We start from the raw sequence: 16,288 nt of genomic DNA, 5'->3' as shown, positions 1-16,288 counted from the left end.
TCCACCGGCTCGTCTGCCTGTCCACTCATCGGCCCACATCATCTGGCAGAGAGCCCTTGGCGCGGACGGTCGTGCGTGTTCACGGCCTCTTGTGGTCGGTCGTCCGGATAGGGCAGCACCAGGTGGCCGTCCGGCGCAGCGGTGTAGGAGGTTTGCGTCGGATAAGGGATCGTGATGCCTTCCTGCGCAAACCTGCGGATGATTGAAACCATCAGTCGATCGCGCAGCGGGTGGGCGATTCCCCAATCCTTGCCGGGAACGTCGACCAGCAGGCTGAAGTCCAGCGAACTGGGGCCGAAGCTTTCAAATCCGGCGCGCGCGGCCTTGCCGCCTGCGGCCTCGGCAAGTTCTGCAAGGATCGCAGGTACGCGCGCCAAGGTGTCGGGCGGCGTTTCGTAGGCCACGCCGATCGTGAACGGGAGGCGGATGTGGTCCCTGCCACTGACGTTCAGGATTTCCTTGTCGAGCAGGTTCTTGTTGGCGATGATCCGCAATTCGCCGGTATAGGCGCGGATCCGTGTGGATTTGAGCCCGATTGCCTCGATCGTTCCCGAGCTGTTGTCGAAGCTGATCTGGTCGCCCTTGTTGAAGGGCCGATCGAAGATGATGGCCAGCGCCGCGAACAGATCGGCGAATATCCCCTGAGCAGCCAGGCCGATGGCAATGCCGCCGACGCCAAGACCCGCGACCAGGCCCGTGACGTTTACGCCGATGTTGTCCAGCAGGACCACTGCGGCGACGGCGAAAACCACGACACTGACAAGCAGACGGATCAGCCCCATGGCATTGATGATGGCCTCTCCGCGAAAGTGATCGGCAGAGGTCTTGTGTTCGATCAGGCCAAGAATGCATTCGCGGGCCCAGATCGCACCCTGGAGGACGGCCGCCACGGTGAACAGAAAGATGATCACCCGGTCCACCGCGGCAGGTGTCTGGGCATAGCCATCGACCGCACGGACGGCGACCATGATGATGAAATAATTGGTGGTCTTGGTAATCACCCGGCCGACGATCGTCTGCCACTCGCCGCGCCCCCGGTTCGGGCGGCACAGGCGCCCGCCCAGACGGCGCAAGGCGTAAAGACCCGCCACGATGCTTGCGGCAATCGCGGCTGAAATGATGATCTGCAGCCAATAAGTGTGAACCCAGGCCTGACTGCCGGCCCATAGCTCGTGCGCCTGAAGCTCCAGTTCGGCATTGGTCTGCGGCGAGGAGGGTGGGGTAGTGCCAACGCTCATCGGGTGTTCGTCATCCTGTGCTTGAGGCTATCGACCTGGGGTGGATCGCACCGCGCGCGATCATGATGAGGAGTCAGGCGCTCATGGCGCCGGACTTCAAGCTTCTTGGCAAGATCGCCGCTACGTGTCGATCTTCGTGATTCCGCTGGCTTTACAACGATCGGGCCCCCGGCAAGGTTCCGCGTGCATCGCCCCACAGGCCGCGATCGCCGGGCTTATCGGAGTTCCGGGACGAGAAGCGGCAGAGTGAGGGAGCGTATGGCGCGATAGCGCGTTTCCACGCCGTAACGCCACGAAAGAGGTTTCTCCATGTCGCGAACCGTTGCCGAATTGCTGGTCGATACTCTTGCGCAACTGGGCGTTCGCCATGTGTTTGGCGTGGTGGGCGATGCCCTGAACCCTTTCACCCATGCCCTCGACGCTGCGGATGGGATCGATTGGATCGGGGTGCGTCATGAAGAAGGGGGCGCGCTCGCGGCCACCGGGCAGGCGAAACTGACCGGACGGCTGGGTGTATGCTGCGGAACGACCGGCCCCGGCGGCAATCACCTTGTCGCCGGACTGTATGAAGCACGCAAGGATCATGCGCCCGTCCTTGCGATCACCGGCGGTGTGCCCGCAGAGAAGCGGGGAACCGACTATCTGCAGGAAGACGATCCAGCCCTGCTGTTTCGCGACGTGGCGGTTTACAGTCAGGTGATCGGCGCGCCGGAGCAAGCCCCCGCGGTCATTCGCGAGGCCATTGCCGCCGCCTATGCCGAACGCGGCGTCGCCCATATCAACGTTCCTCCGGACGTGTTCGCTGCAAAGGCGGCAAGCGATGTGGCGAGCTTGGCCGTGCTCCGACCACGGCCGGAAATTGCGCCGGACCGGGGCGACATCGCCGAAGCTGCGCGGATGATCGGCGAGGCGAAGACCGTCGCCGTCTTTTGCGGGCATGGCTGTCACGGCGCGAGCCCGGAACTGGAACAACTTGCCGATCGGCTGCAAGCGCCCCTGATGCATACGTTCCGGGGGAAGGACATTCTTCCCTTCGATCATCCCAACTGGATCGGCGGGGTGGGCCTGATCGGTTCCAGGGCCGGGGTAGACGCCATCAACGGCGCGGATCTGCTGCTCATGCTGGGAACCGATTATCCCTATTCCGAATTCCTGCCCACGCACGGCCGTGTCATCCAGATCGATGAGCGGGCTTTGGCGCTGGGAAGGCGTGCGCCTGTGGCGCTGGGCATCGTGGGATCCGTGCGCCCCGCATTGGCGATGTTGCTGGAGCAACTTCGCGCCCGCACCGACAGGGCATTCCTCGAAAAGGCACAGACCGCGCGGGACGAATGGAACGCGATGCTGGACAAGCGTGCCGATGTCGCGCGCACCCCGGGCAAGCTTCACCCACCGGCGCTGGCGCGCGCGATCAGCGATCACGCCGCCGACGATGCGATCATCGTCACCGACACCGGCGAAGTGACGCTCTGGGCGGCAAACTGGTGGCGCCAGAGCGGCAGACAGCGCAACACCGGTTCGTTCAACAATGCGGCTGTCGGCACGGGGCTGGGTCTCGCCAACGGTGCGCAATTGCTGGACCGCTCAAGGCAGGTAATCGCGCACATCGGTGACGGGGGCATGACGATGCTGCTCGGCGAATTCATGACCAGCGTCGAGCATCATTTGCCGGTCAAGATCGTGGTCTATGACAATGCCGAATGGGGGCTGGTGCATCTCGAGATGGAGGCGGCCTCTTTGCCGGCGGCCAAAGGCACGACATTTCCGAACATGGACTTTGCCGCATTTGCCCGGGCATGCGGCGCGCAGGGGTTCACGGTTCGCGATCCCGCGCTGCTCGATCAGACGGTCGCCCAGTTCCTGGCCGCATCCGGCCCGGCCATCCTTCACGCAATCGTCGATCCGGACGAGTTGCCGATGATGCCGCATATAGACCCGGCCCAGGTTCTGCGTTTCGGCATAGCCAAAGTCCGCGAGGCCTGGCGCGGCATACGCAATCCGCAGACCTGAGCGCGCCGTGCGAGACCGCGGGCCGCTGTTAACTAGTAAAGCAGGAGCGAACGATGCCGAAATACATGTTCGAAACGCCCGATGGCGATGAGGTAGAGATCAATTCGGTCGAGGTCGTCGACCTTGCCGATGGGCGTGACGATCAGGTTACCATCATCGAAATGGAAGATGGCGAGGAAGTGTCCGTCCTCGCCACGCGGCGAGAGGTCGTGACCCATCTGGACCTCGATCCGCTGCAATTCCTCAGCGGGGAATACGAAGGCGACGATCTGCCGGAGGATTTCGAGGACGACGATTACGAAGACGAATGAGATGCCGTTCGAGAATGCGCGAGAGGGCAGTTCTTGAGGTGGCCCCGCCCGCCGCCCGTTTCCCGCCACCACCCGGCGGCGGTTCCTGCCCCGGGAGGCTGGCGGAGCGGGGCGGTGCCGCGAATTTCGCTTTTGGCCGGCAACTATGGCCTGCGTTTATGAGTATATGGCCTAATTGGCGGCGGTCGTCGTCGGCCCCCAGCCGCCCGCGTTCGCACCGTCATCGGTCATCGATTGAGAACTGCCGCCCATCGACGATTGTGCCGGCCTGAAATCCCGCCCGTTGCCGTTGACAGGGCATCCGTTGCGTCGCAACTCGGCCTCGACAGCCTGCATCCGCATGATCGCCTTTGCCGTTCCGCCGACCGCTTGTGACAGATCATGGGGCCGCTCGATCCCTGCTGCTTCGTTCGCCCTCTGGAAATCGGCGATGATCTGGTCGCACGTCGCCACATTGTAGGAATGGGGTTGGACCAACTTGTTGAGTTCGTCCTCCAGCGCCATTCCGAACAGCCCCATGGTCAGCCCGCGTGAGCGAAAGGCCGGGGAGACGAAATCGTCGGGCGCGTCGCCACGTTCTACACTGGTGGTGACGTGGGTTTGCCGGCCATTGTCGAACGGTTCGAAATGCGCGGTCATCGCGGTGGCCACCTTGTCGCCGCTCATGACGTACCATGTCATGTGGTCGGCCGCCCTTTCCAGCCGGAAAGTCGGCCGAACGCCACCCGCCTGTTCCGCCGTGCTTCCCGGTGCGCCGGGCTGCGCGGTAATGTCCAGATCCGTCAGCGCGGCCATGACTTCGCTTTCGGGCCGGCTTACGTCCCGCGAATAACTGCTGGGGCCAAGCGCCCCCAACATATAAGCGCCGCCAAGTACAACTGCCGACGCAGCCACCGTCCGCTTTATCATCTCGCCCCCTACCGTCGCACTTATTGGCGGAGGGCTAGGTCGCGCTTCTTAACAATTCGTGGTTGCGCCGATGAAAATAGATTAATCGGTGCAGCCTGTTCGGTATCGTCAGGCCGGGTTCTTGCGCAGGAATGTCGAGATGGCATCGACCGTCTGCTTGGGCTGTTCTTCCATCAACCAGTGACCGGAATCGGGGACGACCAGTTCCGTCACATTGCCGGCGGCGGTACGCATGATGGCTGCCATCGTGGAACCGAGCGAGTGGCCGCCGCCGATCGCCAGCACCGGCATCGGCAAAGGACCGCGCGCGACGGAGGCGCGGTTGTCGATCACGTCCTGATCGAAAGCCGCGAACTGCGAAAAGCCGGCGTGCATGCGCCCGGGGGCGGCATAGAGCTTCGCGTAATGAACGCGCGCGCTTTCGGGAAAGGCGGTGCGGCTTGCGGCGAAATCGTTCCAGAAACGGTCCAGGTAGATACGCTCGCGGCCGGCCACCAGCCGCTCCATGTCAGGTCCGCCAAAGCGAAAGTGCCAGAGCAGAGGGTTTTTCAGAATCTCGTCCCAAGGGCCCACTCCGGGCACGGGCGCATCCATCATGACCAGGCGCGACGTGCGATCGGGATGCGCTTCCGCGAAGGCGAATGCCACCATGTTGCCGATATCGTGGCCCACGACATCGGCCTTTTTGACACCAAGCCTGTCGAGCACGCCCGCCATGTCTTCGGCCTGGTTCTTCTTGGTGAAGCCGGCGGTGGCCGTCGCAGACAGGCCCAGGCCGCGCAGATCCGGCACGATAACCGTGTGGTCGCGCATCAGCGCGGCCGCCAGCGGCTGCCACATGTCGCCGGTATCGCCATAGCCGTGGATCAGCAGCACGGCCGGGCCTGATCCGCCCACCCGCACGTGCAGCGTGGTGCCGTTGGTGGCGATCTCTTCCGTTCGAAATCCGGCGGGGAACACGAAGTCCTGCGCCGATGCCGGCAATATGGCGCAAAGCGAGAGAAAAACGGCAAGCGTAGCGATGGTCGCGCGTTTCATTCTGTTCCCCCTTGAATGTGTCCCTGTACTGTCGCTGATCTTGGCCCGGTGGTCGTGTCTCTTGCGTCCATGTCGGCTGGGCCATGCAGATAACAACGACTGACATCTTTTCCATCATGATGCAATCTCTGTTGAAATATCCATGACTTGGGGCTTGTCATCGGGGATCGATCTCTACCTTCCGTTGCAAGACGGCATGGCCAAAGGCGCAAGAATTGGCTCGACCGGATCGGATCACAGGGTACTGTGATGGGCATGGAAGATACGGGCGCGATCGTGATCGGGGCAGGGGTTGTGGGGCTTGCCGTGGCGCGGGCACTGGCGACCGCCGGGCACGAGGTATTGGTCTTTGAACGCGAACGGCAGTTCGGAACGATCACATCGTCGCGCAACAGCGGGGTGATCCACGCGGGACTTTACTACGCAGACGGATCACTGAAGGCGCAGCTTTGTGTGGAGGGCAAGCACCTCCTTTACGATTTCTGCGAAAAGCGCGGTGTGGACCATCGGCGCTGCGGCAAGCTGATCATCGCGACCGCCGAGGCGGAACTCGCGGCGCTCGCCACGGTGATGGCGCGCGGCGCCGCTGCCGGGGTGGACGATCTGGTTCGGCTCGATCCGGCACAGGTCCGTGCGATGGAGCCGGAGCTGGTGTGCCTTGGCGCGATCCATTCGCCCTCCAGCGGGATAGTCGACCAGCATGGGCTGATGCTGGCGCTGCTAGGCGAGGCGGAGGCCAATGGCGCGATGCTGGTGTGCGATGCGCCGGTTGGCGCCATCGTACGAACCGCGTCCGGGTGGGAGGTCGCCGTGGGTGAAACGCGCGTGCGTGCGCCGATCCTGGTCAATGCCGCAGGGCTTGGGGCCCAGACGCTCGCCCGTGGGATCGATGCGCTCGACCCCGGGTTGGTGCCGCCGCTGTTCTTCGCGAAGGGCTGTTATTTCACCTATAACGGCCGGGTGCCGTTCACGCGGCTGATCTATCCCGTTCCCGGGCCGGCCAGCCTTGGCACGCACTTCACTCTGGACCTTGGCGGGCAGGCGCGCTTCGGGCCGGATATCCATTGGGTCGACGAAATCGACTATACGGTGGACCCGGCGCTCAAGGGCGAATTCCTGGCGGCGGCGCGGCGGATCTGGGCGGGTGTGGAGGAGGACCGGCTACAGCCTGCCTATGCCGGCATCCGGCCGAAGCTTTCCGGCCCCGGCATGGCGGCGGCAGACTTCGTGCTGCAGGGTGAGGACGTTCACGGGCTGCACGGGCTGGTCAACCTGTTCGGCATTGAATCGCCCGGGCTTACCTCCTCCATGGCCATCGCCGCACGCGTGACGGCCATGCTGGGCGCGCCAGCCTGAATGCGCCGGTCTGCGACCGGCGCCCGATCATGCGCCGCTACGCCAGCCGGTCCAGATATTTGTCCAGGGTGATCGGATAATCGCGCACCCGCGCGCCGGTGGCGTTGTAGAGCGCGTTGGCGACGGCGGCGCCCGGCCCGCAGATTCCCAGCTCGCCCACGCCCTTGGCCTTCATGGGCGAAACGATCGGGTCCAGCGTGTCCAGAAAGATCACTTCCTGGTGCGGGATGTCGGCATGGACCGGGACTTCGTATCCGGCAAGATCGTGATTCACGAAGAAGCCGAACCGCTTGTCCACCGCCAGTTCCTCCATCAGCGCCGCCCCGGCGGCCATGACCATCGCGCCGATGACCTGGCTGCGCGCGGACAGCGGATTGAGGATGCGCCCTGCGTCGCATACCGCAAGCATCCGGCGGATGCGGCATTCGCCGGTATAGGCATTGACCGCCACTTCGCAGAAATGGCCGGCATAGGTGCCGACATCGTAGTCACGCTTGAACGCGCCGAACGTGATCGTGTCTTCGGCCGAGACTTCGCCGGCGTCCGACAAAGCGAATGCGCGATTGCCCGCCATGATCCGCCCGCCCGCAAAAAGCGCGGCATCGCCATCGAAACCCAGCTTCTGCCCGATCGTCCGGCGCAAGTTGACGCAGGCGGCGTAGACGCCGGCCGTCGAACTGGCCGCGCCCCATTGCCCGCCCGACCCCGAAGAGGCAGGCGATGCGGAATCGCCCAGCGTCACTGTCACCTTGTCGAGCGGCAGGCCCATGACTTCGGCGGCGGTCTGCGCGATGATCGTGTAGGACCCGGTGCCGATATCGGTCATGTCGGTTTCCACCGTCAGCCGGCCCGCAGCGTCCAACCGGACGCGGGCGCCAGATTGCATGGTGGGGGCGCCGCGATAGCCAGCAGCAACGCCCATACCGATCAGCCACTTGCCTTCGCGCACTTGCCCGGGGCGCGGGTTGCGGCGGGACCAGCCGAAGCGTTCCGCGCCTTCCTTCAGACAGCGCACCAGGTTGCGGTCCGAAAAGCGCTTGCCGGAGCCGCCGGGAACGACTTCCGGTTCGTTGCGGATGCGCAATTCGATCGGATCCATGCCCAGCTTTTCGGCCAGTTCGTCCATCGCCACTTCCAGCGCGAGGTGGCCCGGGGCTTCGCCCGGCGCCCGCATGGCATTGCCTTCGGGCAAGTCCAGCGTGGCAATGTAGTTGGCGACAAGCCGGTTGGCGCCGGCGTAAAGCTTGGGCGTTTGCTGGGTGCCGTTCTCGCCATCCTCACCATTCAGGTTGCCCGACCAGTTCTCGTGCGCGATGGCGGTGATCAGGCCGTCGCGACCGGCGCCGAGGCGCAAACGCTGGATCGTGGCATGGCGATGCGTGGTGTTGTTCGCCATCAGCGGGCGCTGCAGCGCCACCTTGACCGGTCGACCGGCGGCGCGAGCGCCCAGCGCAGCCAGCACGGCATCGGCGCGGACGAACAGCTTCCCGCCGAAACCGCCGCCGATATAAGGCGAAACGATGCGCACCTTGGCCGCGTCGATGTCCAGGATGGTCGCGATGCTGCGCTTGGCCCAGGCGATCATCTGGTTCGACGTCCACAGCGTCAACTGATCGCCCTGCCAGGCGGCGATGGTGGCATGCGGCTCCATCATCGCATGGCTTTCGTCGGACGTGGTGTAGCGGGCGTCCAGGGTGATCGGGGCTGCGGCGAACGCGCTTTCGAAGTCGCCCAGCGTCTCCTTGTCGGGCTTGCCGCCGTCACCTTTCGCCAGCGGCGCAGTGGGTGCGGCGCTGGCCAGATCGAAGCTGCCTTGCGCATGCTGGTATTGCGTGCGGATAAGCGCGGCGGCAGCGCGCGCCTGCTCGAAGGTTTCGGCTACGACACAGGCCACGGCTTGGTGGTAATGCGATATCTCGCTGCCGCCGAACAGCGGGGCGTTGTTCGATATGCCCTTGCCCACGGGCTTGGTCTCGGGCGCGGCAACCACTGCCAGAACGCCCGGCGCGGCGCGGGCGTGCGACGTGTCCATGGCGACGATGCGGCCTTTGGCGATGGCGGCACCGACGATGTAGCCATAGGCCTGATTCTCCGCCACATCATGCCGTTCATAGGCATAGGGCGCCGTGCCGGTCGTTTTCAGCGGGCCATCAATGCGCGGGGTTGACTGGCCGACGACCTTCGAGCGGTCGAAAAGATTTTCGCCTGCGGCAGCGTCGAATTTCATGACGGATCAGCCTTTCGCTTCGTCGATCACGCCGGCCAGGGTGCGTTCCGCCAGGGTGACCTTGAACCGGTTTTGTGCAGTGGGTCGGGCATCGGCGAAGACTTCGGCCGCCACGGCGCGCGCGCCTTGCGGCATCTTCGCTTCGGCAGCCTCCACTCGCCAGGGGCGCGCTGCCACGCCGCCGAAGGCGACGCGGCCGGATCCGTCCGGGGCGATCACCGCCGCCACCGACACCAGGGCGAAGGCGTAGGAGGCACGGTCGCGCACCTTGTGGTAGACATGCGTGCCGCCAAGGGGCTTGGGCAGGGTGACGAACGTGATCAGTTCACCAGGCGTCAGCACATTGTCCCGCTGGGGCTCCTTTGCGGGAAGGCGGTGGAACTCTGCGATGGGGATGGTGCGGGCCGTGCCGTCCGGCCTGATTGTCTCCACCGTGGCATCCAGCACGCGCAGCGCCACCGCCATGTCGCCGGGATACGTGGCGATGCACGCGTCCGAACTGCCGATCACCGCAAGCTGGCGTGAAAAGCCCTCGATCGCGCCGCATCCGGAACCGGGGCGGCGCTTGTTGCAGGGCATGTTGGTGTCATAGAAATAAGGGCAGCGGGTGCGTTGCATCAGGTTGCCCGCGGTGGTCGCCTTGTTGCGCAATTGGCCGCTGGCCCCGGCAACGATCGCGCGCGTCAGCACCCCGTAATCGCGCCGCACGCGCGGGTCGGACGCAAGCACCGTGTTGCTGACCAGCGCGCCGATCCGCAGCCCGCCCTCTTCGGTTTCCTCGATGCGATCGAGGTCGAGGTCCTGCACGTCGACAAGATGCGTCGGCGTCTCGATCTCCAGCTTCATCAGGTCCAGCAGATTGGTGCCGCCGGCCAGGAAGCGTGCGCCCGGGCGCGCCGCCACGGCCGCGGCTGCCTGCGCCGGACTGCTGGCGCGTTCATATGTGAAGGCCCTCATGCCTGCTTCTCCCCGGTTCCGATGCCGGCAACTTCGGCAATGGCCTCGGCAATGTTGGAATAGGCGCCGCAGCGGCAGATGTTGCCGCTCATGCGCTCGCGCAGTTCCATGTTGGTGGGGGCGGCATGGGCAACGATGTCGTCCTGCACATGACTGGGCACGCCCCGTGCGATTTCCTTGAGCACCGATACCGCCGAACAGATCTGGCCCGGCGTGCAGTATCCGCACTGATAGCCGTCATGCCGGATGAAGGCCGCCTGCATCGGGTGGAGGTGTTCCGGCGTGCCGAGGCCCTCGATCGTGGTCACCTCGTCCCCCTCGTGCTGGATGGCCAGGCTGAGGCAGGAATTGATGCGGTTGCCGTTCACGATGACCGTGCAGGCGCCGCACTGGCCGTGGTCGCACCCTTTCTTGGTGCCGGTAAGGCGCAGATGCTCGCGCAGCGCATCGAGCAGGGTGGTGCGCGTATCCAGCGTGAGGCGGACCTGTTTGCCGTTGACCTTGAAGTTGACCGGCATGGTCGGCGGGGCGCTCGGGCTGGGGGGCGATAGCGAAGCGCCAACCGCGCCGGGCGACGTCGCCATCGCAGCCGAAGCAGCGCCCGCCGCCAGCACGCCGCGGCGCGACACGTTCAATTCTCCGCCGATTTCCATCGCGTCGCCCTCTGTTTCTGTCTGGCCGTTGTTCCGCAGGTATCGCCTGCGCGTAGAGATTGTCGCAGATAACGCATGAATCTGCACGCAGTTCAACTGTGCCCTCTACATTGCAATCATGAGTTATCCTCATGAATAGCGGGTTGCCGCCGCGGCGGAGGCATCTCACCTCGCATTTGCGCAAGGCAGCGGCTATCAAACAAGACGACGGGCGTTTAGGAGAGGCGGAACTTGCGCATCGCGACCATCACCAACTGGGCCTATGCGGCAACGGTTGGCCTTACCCTCGCGGCCGGCGTCACGATGATCCTGGCGTCCAACGCCGATCGCGTCGAACGCGATGCCGTGCAGCAGCGAAACCGCTTCGACGAACTGACCACGCAGATCGAGAACGACCTTTCGGAGCTTACCGATCAGGCGCGGCTTTTCGCGGTTTCGGGCGATCCCAGCCATGAAATCGTCTATACGCGGACCGAGCAGGCAATCGGCTCCGTGGAACAGCGCATCGCCCGGCTGCGCGATCAGGGCGCGGGCGAGCAGGAGCTTCACTCGCTGAAGGATGCGCTGGTTCAGGCCGCCAGCCTGGAGGATGAGCAGCACGCCGCCATTGCCGCCATGCAGAAGGGCGATGCGGAGGGTGCGCGCCGGATCGTGTTCGGCCCGGAATACGAGCGGGAGCTTGAACGCGCGCATTTCCAGATGGAGCGTTTCCGGTACCTGCTCGATCAGCGGTCGGATCAGGCGGTGGATGAGGCGGGTGTCGCTTCGCAGCGGCTGCGCACCGTTTCCGAAATCATGGTCGGGATCACGGCCGCGCTGTTCCTGTTCGTGCTGGCCTTCATCCTGAAGCGGCGCATCCTGAAACCCGTCGTGCGGCTGAGCGATGTGGTGAACCGGCTGGCGGAGCAGGACTATGAGGTGGAACCGCCGCCGGTCGCCCATGTGGACGAGATCGGCGACATGGCCCAGGCCATTCGCATCTTCCGCGAGAATGGGCTGGAGCGGCAGAAACTGGAACGGCAACGCGATGCGGACTGGGCGGTGCGCGAATTGCTCGCGCGCATGGCGCAGCGATTGCAGGGGTGCGAATCGGTCGACGACTTGCTGGATATCGTCCGCCTTTTTGCGCCGAAGATTGCGCCAACGCTGGCAGGGCGGCTCTTCGTGCTGGACGCGCAGCGATCCAGCATGGCCTGCGCGGCCGAATGGCAGGGGCCGCTGGGGGGAGAGGTCGCCTTCGGCCCGGACGATTGCTGGGCCCTGCGGCGCGGGCAGATCCATTATCCCGGCAGCAAGCTGACCGATGTGCCGTGCCGGCATGTCGCGCCCGAAGCCGTGAGCGCGACGATCTGCGTGCCACTGGCCGCGCAAAGCGAAACCATAGGCCTGCTGGTCCTTCAGAATCTGGAGCCCGCGCACGAACCGGACGAGGCGATGATCGCCTATATAGAGCTGATGTCCGAAACGATCGGCCTGGCGCTTGCCAATCTCAACTTGCGCCAAGCGCTTCGCGCCAAGGCCCTGTTCGATCCCTTGACGGGGTTGCGGAATCGTCACGAGCTTGACGAGACCCTGGCGCGCCTGACCACCGAGGCCGATACCTCGGGAACGATGCTGGGCTGCATGATGCTGGACATCGATCATTTCAAGGCGTTGAACGATACCTTCGGGCACGATGCCGGCGATCTGGTGATCCGCTCGGTTGCCGGGGTGTTCGCCAGCGTGGTGCAGGATCGGGATCTCGTCTACCGTTACGGTGGGGAGGAATTCCTGATGTTGATGCCGGGCTTCGACGAAACGCAGGCCGTTACGCGTGCGGAGACGATCCGCGAACGATTGGCGCGCCTGAAACTCGCCTATCACGGGCAACCGCTTGGGCCTGTGACCGTCTCGATGGGTGTGGCCATCTATCCGGTCCAGGGCGGCGTCCGCAGCCTTATCGCCAGCGCCGATGCCGCGCTGCTTCGTGCCAAGGAAGAAGGGAGGGACCGCGTGGTCATTGCCGCAGATCGTCCGTCAGCGGCAAGTCCGATTGCCGCGATGCATCGGGTCACTGGAAATAGCTAACAAAACTCCATTTAGTAAGGCTCGGCAATTCTGACATAGTGGCGGCTATGCAACGGCTTAGGATCGTGATCATTGCAGGTCTCCTGGCTGTTCTGGCTGCACTGATTCCGCTTGTCGCAATTGCGGGTTATGGGCGTATTCGCGCGCAAAGGGCGGAACAGGCGCACCTGCAGGAATACAGCGACTGGACGCTGAAGCGTGCCGATCACAGCTTCGGCAGGGCGCGCGCGATCATGACCAAGCTGCAGCACGAAAACTGGCACGATTGCTCGCCCGCCCATATCGCCCGGATGCGTCTGCTGACCATCCAGTCCGGCGCGGTCGACGAGATCGGCTATTTCATCGACGGCAAGCTTGCCTGCACCGGCTGGGGGCCGGTTCCGGGGAACGTCGATATCCTCAAGCAAAAGCCGGAGATCATTCTGCCGGACGGGTTTGGGCTGCGCCTGAACGTGCATCCCACCGTCACCGGTGCAGCCCACATGCTGGAGATTTCGCGGGGGGACTACGCCACCCTGATCAGCCCGGATCGCCTTGTCGACGTTCTTACCGACACGGATATGACGCTGGGCCTGGCGACGCTGGATGGTCGCCTGATTGCCGTGAATGGGAAGATCGATCCTGCAGTTGCGCGTCGGATGGCGGCGGGCGGCATGTTCGATCGGTCCGATGCGCATGTCGCCTCTTCCAAACGCAACACGATGCTGCGTGCCTTTGCAATCACCGACCGTTCGCTGGTGGAGGACAGGGTCGATCGCGAAGTGTGGATGCTCATCCCGGTCGGGCTGGTCGTGTCGGCGTTGCTGCTGGGGCTGATTTTCTGGGTATCGCACCAGCGCCTGTCGTTGGAGCGCGAACTGGCGATCAGCATCCGCAAGCGCGAGTTTCGGGTTTTCTACCAGCCCATCATCGAACTATCGACCGGGCTGTGCGTGGGGGCTGAAGCATTGCTGCGCTGGCAGCGGCCGGACGGCAGTTCGGTGCACCCCGATTTCTTCATCCCGTTTGCCGAGTACCACGGGGTGATCGACAAGCTGACGGATCTCATGATCGAAACCGTGCTGAGCGATCTTGCACCGATGCTGCGCCGCGAACGCAGTGCGCATATCGCCATCAACATATCGTCCAGCGACATGCAGAGCGGCCGGTTCCTGCCAGTGCTGGATCGGGCCATGGCCGCGTCCGGCGTCGCGCCGCGGCAGATCTGGCTGGAGGCGACCGAGCGCGGCTTCATGAACGCCTCCGCCGCGCGGCGGACGGTGGACAAGGCGCGGGCGCGGGGCCATCTGGTCGCCATCGACGATTTTGGAACCGGCTATTCCAGCCTTTCGCTGCTGGAGCGGCTTCCGCTCGATACGCTGAAGATCGACAAGACCTTCGTGGAAGCGATCGGCAAGGCGGCGGCCACCAGCGTGGTCATTCCGCACGTGATCGAAATGGCGCATGGGCTGGATCTGCGCATCATTGCCGAAGGCGTGGAGACAAAGGAACAGGAAGCCTATTTGCGGGAGGCGGGAGTCGAGTTCGTGCAGGGCTGGCTCTATGCCAAGGCGCTCGCGCCGCTGGAGTTCGTCAGGTTTTTCGAGGACAAGAACCGCGGGCGTGAAGCCTCGTTCTTTGCGGCGAGAGCCATGGAGCCAACGGGCGCCATACCTTAGAGCCGACTGGAAAATGCCAGCGGGGCATTTTTTAAGCGGTACCGACCCTGTTCCCCGCCCTGCCGCCCGCAAGATATTTGCGATGGCGGGACAGCCCAGTAACGCGAAATTGGCGTTTCACGAATTTCCAACGAGACTCTTGGGTCGCGTGGATAAATTCGGGAGCGGAATATAAGAGATGCCAATCCGAAACAGCCATTCCGGTTTCGCCAACATTCACGTCGATCCCAAGATAGGTTAAGGTTCCCGTAGGTCTGACGCGATGATGTGGCCTCCGGTGAATAATCAAGATTATCCGCTCGAAGTGATCCGTTACCTCTATGAAGATGGCGCTAGAGATTATGTCTTTTTCGCGCAAATTCTAGGTGTCGTCAGCTACGATCAAAACGACAATAGCTATCAAAAAATTCCTATCCGCCGCCTTCAGGACGCCGTACTTCTTACGAAATACCTGATAAATGAGGGAGGCTTTAAGGCTGGGAAAAATATCAGAGGGGATGGTGGTAAAATAAATATACATCGTTACCCGGACGATGGCGGAGATCTGTTTTCTGACATAGGTCGAGATTTTGATCAGGGTGGATTAACTTGTGACGAGCTGACGTTTGGATATTGGCTGACGAAAATCGATATTGGCGCCGCTCCAGATGGCATTCCTAGCGAGATCCAGCAGCTTTTCTCTAAAGTCTAAATGTCCGGTACCCCGCATATTCTCCCATTCAGCGCGCGCTCCACGCGGCCTGGGTCTGCAATGTCGGCGAAGTTCCTTGGGGCACCAGCCTCAGCAATCAGTCTTGGGAGAGGCTGCGCGAAAGGCTTCGAACTCGCTCCCCGTCCATTTGGCCACCGCTTTGGCGGCCGCGGCCAGCCAGTGTTCCGGGCGCCGGTGCAGATCGTCGAGGACCGGCTGGCAGACGGGTTCAAGGCCCGAATGGATGTTAGCCAATTCACGCCCCATGGCCTCCAGCAGTTTTGCGCGAAGGGCAGCGTTCGGCTCGGCCATGTCGACTTTTCGGCTATTGGGCGCCAATCGGCGGACGACGTGGCGCTGCCGATAGCGCAGGAACGGATCGGGCGACCGCCACCGGCTTTCGGCCAGTTCCGCCGCCAGCCCCGGCGCCGTCCCGTCGTTGCCCGCCGCCACCCAGCATGACGGCATCAGCGCTTTGGCCTCAACCGCGATCGGCCCACCGCGATAGGACCCGAAAGCGGCGAAACGTGCGCGTCCAAGACTGCCGGTGCCGGCCGAACGGCGCGAATAGACGACCGATGGCACGGGTTCCGGCAGAGCCGTCACTATTGCCGCCTTCATGTCTGCGGTGGGGGCATCTTCCGCAGCCGCCGCAAGATCGGCCCAGAACGCCTGCCGCTTGTCGTCCGACGCGGCAAAGGCATTGCGCAGCCAGAGATGATCGCGTTCGAGCACGAAAGCCGCGGGATCGTCCAGTCCCCGGCGGTAGCCCTCAAGGATCGGCATGGCCGTATCGTCGGCGTCGGCGTCATCGTCGGCGAGCAGGACGCTGGCACAAAGGCGCACCAGATCCAGCGCATAGGGCAGCCGCGCCGCTTCGTCGAAGTCGTTGACGCCCCATACAAGCCGGGCTTCCGCATCGCGCCACAGTCCGAAGTTGCCGGCATGGGCATCGCCCACGGATGGAGCGGGCGGTGCGTCCATCAACTGGGGGCAGATCGAGGGTGCGGCCTGCGCCCAGCGCCAACAGGTGCCGCGCAGGAAAAGGAACGGACTGCGCGCCATCTTCCGATGTTTCTTCGCGATGTCCGGGGCATAGAACTCCGGCCCGAGGTAGGTTTTCATGTCCGCTTCGAAATCGGCCATCGATGTCGCGAAGTCTTTCATGCGCTA

13 protein-coding genes are annotated in these 16,288 nt (G+C 63.7%); 6 read left to right on the top strand and 7 right to left on the bottom strand.

All coding sequences use genetic code 11. The features are described 5' to 3' along the window. Positions 1-38: 38 nt before the first annotated feature. Positions 39-1,238, bottom strand: a complete 1,200-nt coding sequence (locus ACZ1JC_RS03930; protein WP_465139212.1) for a mechanosensitive ion channel family protein — start codon at positions 1,236-1,238, stop codon at positions 39-41. Positions 1,239-1,547: 309 nt separating this feature from the next. Here ACZ1JC_RS03930 and ACZ1JC_RS03925 point away from each other — a divergent pair, with 309 nt between their 5' ends. Together ACZ1JC_RS03925 and ACZ1JC_RS03920 are read left to right on the top strand one after the other, a co-directional pair. Continuing rightward, positions 1,548-3,248: a thiamine pyrophosphate-binding protein gene (locus tag ACZ1JC_RS03925; RefSeq protein WP_465139213.1), complete on the top strand. Its 1,701-nt coding sequence runs from the start codon at positions 1,548-1,550 to the stop codon at positions 3,246-3,248. Between the two features lie 53 nt (positions 3,249-3,301). After that, entirely contained in the window at positions 3,302-3,559 is a 258-nt protein-coding gene (locus ACZ1JC_RS03920) for a hypothetical protein (protein WP_465139214.1), read from the top strand. A 171-nt stretch (positions 3,560-3,730) separates the two neighbouring features. Here ACZ1JC_RS03920 and ACZ1JC_RS03915 read toward each other — a convergent pair whose 3' ends face one another. Together ACZ1JC_RS03915 and ACZ1JC_RS03910 are read right to left on the bottom strand one after the other, a co-directional pair. Continuing rightward, positions 3,731-4,417 (bottom strand): hypothetical protein, encoded by a 687-nt coding sequence (locus tag ACZ1JC_RS03915; protein WP_465139215.1) that lies wholly within the window; start codon positions 4,415-4,417, stop codon positions 3,731-3,733. A 159-nt stretch (positions 4,418-4,576) separates the two neighbouring features. After that, positions 4,577-5,506: an alpha/beta fold hydrolase gene (locus ACZ1JC_RS03910; protein WP_465139216.1), complete on the bottom strand. Its 930-nt coding sequence runs from the start codon at positions 5,504-5,506 to the stop codon at positions 4,577-4,579. 249 nt (positions 5,507-5,755) lie between these two features. Between ACZ1JC_RS03910 and ACZ1JC_RS03905 the strand changes: the two genes are divergently transcribed. Next, on the top strand, positions 5,756-6,862 hold the full coding sequence (locus ACZ1JC_RS03905) for an NAD(P)/FAD-dependent oxidoreductase (protein WP_465139217.1): 1,107 nt from the start codon (positions 5,756-5,758) through the stop codon (positions 6,860-6,862). Positions 6,863-6,899: 37 nt separating this feature from the next. Here the strand turns inward: ACZ1JC_RS03905 and paoC are convergent, their stop codons facing one another. From paoC to paoA, 3 genes are read right to left on the bottom strand one after another with little or no spacing between them, the layout of a single operon-like run. Then, positions 6,900-9,089: an aldehyde oxidoreductase molybdenum-binding subunit PaoC gene (paoC, locus tag ACZ1JC_RS03900; protein ID WP_465139218.1), complete on the bottom strand. Its 2,190-nt coding sequence runs from the start codon at positions 9,087-9,089 to the stop codon at positions 6,900-6,902. Between the two features lie 6 nt (positions 9,090-9,095). Beyond that, a complete protein-coding gene (locus ACZ1JC_RS03895) occupies positions 9,096-10,046 on the bottom strand; it encodes an FAD binding domain-containing protein (RefSeq protein ID WP_465139219.1) in 951 nt (316 codons plus the stop codon). Next, positions 10,043-10,699, bottom strand: coding sequence for an aldehyde dehydrogenase iron-sulfur subunit PaoA (paoA, locus tag ACZ1JC_RS03890; protein WP_465139220.1), 657 nt, complete (start codon positions 10,697-10,699; stop codon positions 10,043-10,045). Before paoA ends, ACZ1JC_RS03895 begins: the two co-directional genes overlap by 4 nt. 231 nt (positions 10,700-10,930) lie before the next feature. Here paoA and ACZ1JC_RS03885 point away from each other — a divergent pair, with 231 nt between their 5' ends. From ACZ1JC_RS03885 to ACZ1JC_RS03875, 3 genes are all read left to right on the top strand, one after another. Then, positions 10,931-12,766, top strand: coding sequence for a GGDEF domain-containing protein (locus ACZ1JC_RS03885; RefSeq protein ID WP_465139221.1), 1,836 nt, complete (start codon positions 10,931-10,933; stop codon positions 12,764-12,766). A 65-nt stretch (positions 12,767-12,831) separates the two neighbouring features. Further along, a complete protein-coding gene (locus ACZ1JC_RS03880) occupies positions 12,832-14,424 on the top strand; it encodes an EAL domain-containing protein (protein WP_465139222.1) in 1,593 nt (530 codons plus the stop codon). Between the two features lie 277 nt (positions 14,425-14,701). Then, positions 14,702-15,115 carry a hypothetical protein gene (locus tag ACZ1JC_RS03875; RefSeq protein ID WP_465139223.1) on the top strand — a complete coding sequence of 138 codons (414 nt, stop codon included), beginning with the start codon at positions 14,702-14,704 and terminating at the stop codon, positions 15,113-15,115. A 90-nt stretch (positions 15,116-15,205) separates the two neighbouring features. Here the strand turns inward: ACZ1JC_RS03875 and ACZ1JC_RS03870 are convergent, their stop codons facing one another. Continuing rightward, positions 15,206-16,282, bottom strand: coding sequence for a DUF2252 family protein (locus ACZ1JC_RS03870; RefSeq protein ID WP_465139224.1), 1,077 nt, complete (start codon positions 16,280-16,282; stop codon positions 15,206-15,208). Positions 16,283-16,288: the final 6 nt, after the last annotated feature.

This window comes from Sphingomonas sp. BL-S-28 (assembly GCF_055521515.1).
The sequence above is the reverse complement of the archived record's forward strand: the minus strand, read 5'-3'. Positions and strand labels throughout refer to the sequence as shown.